This is a genomic window from Streptococcus sp. k-378, assembly GCF_013277505.1.
GTDB lineage: Bacteria > Bacillota > Bacilli > Lactobacillales > Streptococcaceae > Streptococcus > Streptococcus pseudopneumoniae.
The window spans coordinates 1-3,274 of the sequence record NZ_VMNC01000131.1 but is presented as its reverse complement, the minus strand read 5'-3'; the positions used below and the strand labels follow the sequence as shown (position 1 = coordinate 3,274).

General features: G+C 33.1%; 5 protein-coding genes and 2 pseudogenes. 3 read left to right on the top strand and 4 right to left on the bottom strand.

Annotation, left to right across the window (positions count from 1 at the left end; all coding sequences use genetic code 11):
* From tnpB to HT719_RS10415, 3 genes and pseudogenes are all read left to right on the top strand, one after another.
* The coding region (gene tnpB, locus HT719_RS10425) for an IS66 family insertion sequence element accessory protein TnpB (RefSeq protein WP_172929144.1) at positions 1-317 on the top strand (317 nt) is incomplete at its 5' end.
* Between the two features lie 56 nt (positions 318-373).
* Positions 374-690: pseudogene (locus HT719_RS12070) on the top strand (transposase); the annotation flags it as partial.
* Between the two features lie 108 nt (positions 691-798).
* Positions 799-1,113 (top strand): annotated as a pseudogene (locus tag HT719_RS10415) (transposase); the annotation flags it as partial.
* Here HT719_RS10415 and HT719_RS10410 read toward each other — a convergent pair.
* The 4 genes from HT719_RS10410 to HT719_RS10395 all read right to left on the bottom strand — a co-directional run.
* Positions 1,108-1,389, bottom strand: a complete 282-nt coding sequence (locus HT719_RS10410; RefSeq protein WP_023935973.1) for a hypothetical protein — start codon at positions 1,387-1,389, stop codon at positions 1,108-1,110. The pseudogene HT719_RS10415 and the gene HT719_RS10410 sit on opposite strands and share 6 nt — an antisense overlap.
* The gene (locus HT719_RS10405) at positions 1,367-1,753 is read right to left on the bottom strand and encodes a hypothetical protein (protein ID WP_023935975.1); all 387 of its coding nucleotides are present in this window, start codon (positions 1,751-1,753) and stop codon (positions 1,367-1,369) included. The genes HT719_RS10410 and HT719_RS10405 overlap by 23 nt, the downstream gene beginning before the upstream one ends.
* Positions 1,754-1,761: 8 nt before the next feature.
* Positions 1,762-2,940, bottom strand: coding sequence for an MFS transporter (locus HT719_RS10400; protein WP_023941358.1), 1,179 nt, complete (start codon positions 2,938-2,940; stop codon positions 1,762-1,764).
* On the bottom strand, positions 2,933-3,274 hold a 342-nt coding region (locus tag HT719_RS10395; protein ID WP_205380543.1), incomplete at its 5' end, for a hypothetical protein. The genes HT719_RS10400 and HT719_RS10395, both read right to left, overlap by 8 nt.

Genomic DNA, 3,274 nt, shown 5'->3' with positions numbered 1-3,274 from the left:
ATCTCGTGTGTGGGAAAACTGATATGAGACAAGGAATCGATTCACTGGCTTATCTCATTAAAACCCACTTTGAATTGGATTCTTTCTCAGGTCAAGTTTTTCTCTTTTGTGGTGGACGTAAAGACCGCTTTAAAGTCCTTTACTGGGATGGTCAAGGATTTTGGCTATTATATAAACGCTTTGAGAACGGCAGACTGACTTGGCCCAGTACAGAAAAGGATGTCAAAGCTCTCACACCTGAACAAGTAGACTGGCTGATGAAGGGCTTTTCTATCACTCCAAAAATAAATTCATCAGAAAGTCGTGATTTCTATTGAAATGATGCCTTTCTTTTTAGTATGATAAAGTTAGAAAACAGAGAGGGAAGCCTATGGAAGAAGATTGGGCTAAGATGGGTTTACCAATCACACGTAAGGAAATCTCTAATTGGCATATCAAGACGAGTCAATACTATTAGAGTCCCTTTATAACCTTTTACGAGAAAAGTTGTTAGAACAAGCTCTTCTTCATGCGGATGAAACCTATTATCGGGCTCTAGAGAGTGCTAGTCAGCTGACTTACTATTGGACTTTTTTGTCAGGAAAATCAGAGAAGCAAGCAAACACACTCTACCTCCATGATTAGCGTCGAAGTGGTTCAGTAGTACAAGAATTCCTAGGAGATTATTCTGGATATGTGCATTGTGATATGTTGCGGCAGTAACTTAGGACTTTAGTCCTCTAGTTCTGCCTATGCGATAGCAGTCCAAGGTTTAGGAGCAAGGCGACGCTAAGCTTGGTAAACTGCGAACCGCTAGAAGCTTATCGTCAACTGGAAGAAGCTGAACTTGTTGGATGTTGGGCGCATGTGAGAAGGAAGTTTTTTGAATCCACCCCCAAGCAAGCAGATAACTCATCCTTAGGAGCTAAAGGTTTAGCTTATTGTGACCAGTTATTTGCCTTGGAAAGAGACTGGGAAGTTTTGCCAGCTGATGAACGACTACAGAAACGTCAAGAAGAGCTCCAACCCCTATAAGAAATCTCCAGATTAGAGAACTCACGGATAGTTCCTAATATGGAGATTTTTCAATATACTTCGTTATTGGACGGTTACAGAAAATTATCATTGTCAATCAACAAATAATTTATTCATTTTTTCTAAAACACTTTGATTAAGTATATTGAGTTCAAATTCAGTTTCAGGCCCATGACCATTTATTGGTAATTCATCAATTTCAAAACATTTATAGTTGTTCAATGTCGACTTCATATAATAAAAATCTAAAACTTTATCTCTAGGACTTTGCATGATGAATGTTTTATAAGGAAGATTTTTCTTCCACACCTTATCAGAAAACATTTCTGTAATTTCAGTTGTCGAGAACTTATCAGTAAACCATTTCCTTTCCATTCCACTTGTTTTTTTTTATTTGATTAGATAAATCTATCAAAGGGGAAACGCATATATGTCCACCTAGATTGTGAGAAAATCTGGCACTCAGTAGTAATCCTAATATAGATCCAAAACTTCCTGAATATAAATAAACTTTTTTAACATCTTTTACTGTTTTACTCACTATATACTCAATCGTTCTTACCAATTCATCTATCACATAATTCCAATTTTTATTTGATAGTATTGCAGAAAATTCTTTATCATATATTATTTGTCCATTATTATCTACTAATAATTCATCATGCCATAAAAGTTTCCTATCTTGAGTATAAGATAGGAATATAGCATCATTTAAATCCAAATTTTTTATTTTCATCATCCTGTGACCTACTTTTTCATATACTTATAAAAAAGAAACAAAGAAATTGCATTTATAGTGGAAATGATAAAGAAAATGATTAATGTTTTTTGTAAATCATTTGCATACAGATTCCCTCCAAGTAATCCACCTAAACTATCTCCAATAAAATATGAAGTTTGAGATATACCATAGAAATATGAAATTTGTTCTTTAGGATACATATCCAACTCCATTAATTCTTGACTAATTACAGAACCATTTAAGAACAAAGCTCTGCATATAAGAATAAGAAACAAGTATAAAAATTGCATATTAAATATCAATAAAGCTGTTGATAAGCCCACTAAAATTTCACTGACCACAAAGATATACTCTTTATATTTTGAGGTTTTTTGACCTGAAAAAAGAGAAGAGAAATAAGTACTCAGTAGTCCTAAAATTGTCAATGTTACACCAATAACAGATACATTTATACCTTGTTTGCTTAAAATAACTGGAAGATATGGAGCAAATAAACTTACGCTTCCCCCCATAATGAAGCCGAATATTATAGTTCCAACAAGCAGGGTTCTAGCTTTTGCAAAATGTTTAAATTCAGCCTTCTCCAAATCGCCACTCTCATTATGAGATTGAGTAATAGGAGGAATTAGAAATACAGTAATCAGGCAAAGGACGCTCGAAAAAAGTAGAGTCAATTGTGTAGCGTTTTGAAACAAGAATGTTAAAATCCAGACAAGAAAACCTGCTAGTAGCATGCCTAAAGAACTTCCTACTCCATCTGCAAATTCTTTCAACGATACAATAGAGGAACGTTCTTCTTCACTTCCTATGCCCACAATCCATACTCTAATTAATAACAACACTACCGAAGCACCGATTCCTGAAACAAAACCAGATATTATAGAAATGCCTGAGTTATTAGGAAACATCCTAAAAAATAAGCCAATACTATATAAAATTAAACCACATTGAATCACTCTTTGAGGGGTAAATCGTCCTATTTTTTTACCAATATAAAATGAAAAGATGCCAGCAAATGCCATGGCAGAATAGGATAGACCATAATTAGGGAGCCTATCATTCATTTCAAACCAGAGTGCATGAACTGTTTTTGAAGTATACATAGATAGTTTAAAAAACAAATTGAAAATAAAAAAATTGATTGCAATAGGATATTTTCTTAAGATAATTCGATAGTTATTCATGATATTCGCTCACTTCACTTTCTAGTGTTTCTTTCATATCCGATAATTTTTCATTATCACTAAAATGTGTATCTAAAATTTTCAATAATGGTTGCATTTGTTTAAATTTATTGCAGTTATATAAAATTTCTAAAGATATAACCAAATAATCTTCTAGAAAAGATAAATCTAACTGTGAAACTTTGAATTGACATTGTTCTAATAATCTTTGTGCTTTTTCATACATATTCAGCTCGACATATATGTATTGTAAGTCATACCAGAAATCAAAACTTCTATCAGATAAATAATACGCTTTTTTATAATTCGTTAGACTGTCCTGCAACAATTGAAG